Here is a 508-nt window from a genome sequence, read left to right as displayed (position 1 = left end):
AGCGGACCTGGCGGGCAACGAGGACGCCTTCTTCCGGCTGCTGCGCGGCTGGTGCCCGCGGCCGTGAACCGGTCAGGGGTGCGGGACCGTCACCGCGGTGGCCACCAGGCCCTGCCCGACGGTCCAGCGCCCCTCGAAGTGGCCGAGGCTACGGCCTCCCAGCAGCGGGCCCGGGACGAGGAGCCGGGCCCGGAAGCCTCCGTGCCGCGCGGTGCCCGGGGCGGTGCGGATCTCGATGTCCGCCTCCGTGAAGTCCAGCCACGTGCCGGTGAGCGGGAACCAGGCCTTGTAGACGGACTCCTTCGCGCTGAAGAGCAGCCGTCCCCAGTGGACGTCCGGGTGCCGCGCGGCCAGGTCCGCCAGACGTCGTTCCTCGGTGGTGAGGGCGATGGTGGGCAGCACGCCCTTCGGCAGCGGGGCGTGGGGTTCGGCGTCGATGCCGAGGGAGGCCAGGTCGGTGGCGCGGACCAGGGCGGCGGCTCGGTAGCCGTCGCAGTGGGTCATGCTG

The 508-nt window shown here is 74.2% G+C and carries 1 protein-coding gene; it reads right to left on the bottom strand.

The window, feature by feature from the left end:
* Positions 1–72 precede the first annotated feature (72 nt).
* Positions 73–508, bottom strand: a 436-nt coding sequence (locus C1I97_RS38225; RefSeq protein ID WP_146608465.1) for a 4'-phosphopantetheinyl transferase family protein, incomplete at its 5' end; no start/stop codon positions are given.

It is taken from the genome of Streptomyces sp. NTH33 (genome assembly GCF_003236365.1).
Lineage (GTDB): Bacteria > Actinomycetota > Actinomycetes > Streptomycetales > Streptomycetaceae > Streptomyces.
This window is presented reverse-complemented; position numbering and strand designations above follow the sequence as displayed.